Source organism: Leisingera sp. ANG1 (genome assembly GCF_000203975.2).
In the GTDB taxonomy this organism is placed as follows: domain Bacteria; phylum Pseudomonadota; class Alphaproteobacteria; order Rhodobacterales; family Rhodobacteraceae; genus Leisingera.
In genome coordinates, this window is sequence record NZ_AFCF02000019.1 from 2,865 (window position 1) to 4,041 (window position 1,177).

General features: G+C 65.8%; 1 pseudogene. It reads left to right on the forward strand.

Annotation, left to right across the window (positions count from 1 at the left end):
• A pseudogene (locus GC1_RS22285) lies at nt 1-158 on the forward strand (AAA family ATPase); the annotation flags it as partial.
• Nucleotides 159-1,177: the final 1,019 nt, after the last annotated feature.

The window sequence follows — 1,177 nt, forward strand, 5'->3', positions numbered from 1 at the left end:
GCATCTACGAGGCCGACTACCGCGATTTCAACCGCGAGACCTATGCGAGAGGGCGCGAGACCTTTGACGAGACCTATGCCGCCTTCAAGAAGCTGCTGATCGGCGTCTGGCGGCGCGAGGTGTTGCATCAAGAGGCCGAACAGCGCGCGGCGGGCTAAGGCCCTAACAAGAGATTTGGGGTAGAGTGAGCACCCCAACCGGAAAGAGGCACGAGGATCATGGCAAAACGCAAACGGCTCTCCCCGGCGCAAAGTGATTACCTGTCAGCGGCGCCNNACCCCGTCCAGCGTCGGCGCCGCGCCGATTGCCCAGGTGGCCTCGGATGCGTCCGCCCAGGCGGCGCTGCAGGAACTCAGCGGCGTCCTGGAAAACGCCCGCGCCAAGGGGCTGATGATCGAGGAGCTGCCGCTGGCGGCAATCGACGAGAACCACCTGGTGCGCGACCGCATCGAGCAGGACGAGGAAGAGCTGCAATCGCTCATGGACTCGATCCGCGCCCGCGGCCAGCAGACCCCGGCAGAAGTGGTGCCGCTGGAGGATACCTTCGGTGGCCGCACCCATGGCCTCATCTCCGGCTGGCGCCGCCTGACCGCGCTTCGCAGGCTCTATGAAGAGACTTCAGACCCGCAATTCGCCACCTTGAAGGCGCTGGTGATCCACCCGGACAGCGCCGAAGGCGCTTATGTGGCGATGGTCGAGGAAAACGAGATCCGGGTGAACCTGTCCCATTACGAGCGCGCCCGGATCGCGGTGCGCGCCTGTAAGGAAGGCGTCTTCACCCGCCGCAAATATGCGCTGCAGGCTCTGTTCGGCAATGCGACCCGCGCCAAGCGCTCCAAGATCGGCAGCTTTGTCACCCTGGTGGAAGCCTTGGATGCGGTGCTGTTCTACCCCACTGCGATCAGCGAGAAGCTGGGCCTGGCGCTGGTGCGGGCGATCGAGGCGGATGAGGGTTTTGCGGAACGCGCCACCGCCGCGCTGCAGGCCGCCGACCGCAGCACCCCGGAGGCAGAACTGGCGGTGCTGACCCGTCTGGTGGAGGGAGAGGCGGCTGAAATGCCCAGGTTAGAGCCTGATACACCCCCTGCCCCGCCGACCCTGGAGCAACTGGCGGCCCAGGTTAAGGAGCGGAATGCAGGCCGGGATGCGGAAAACTCCCTGCCCCCGGCATCCCCGG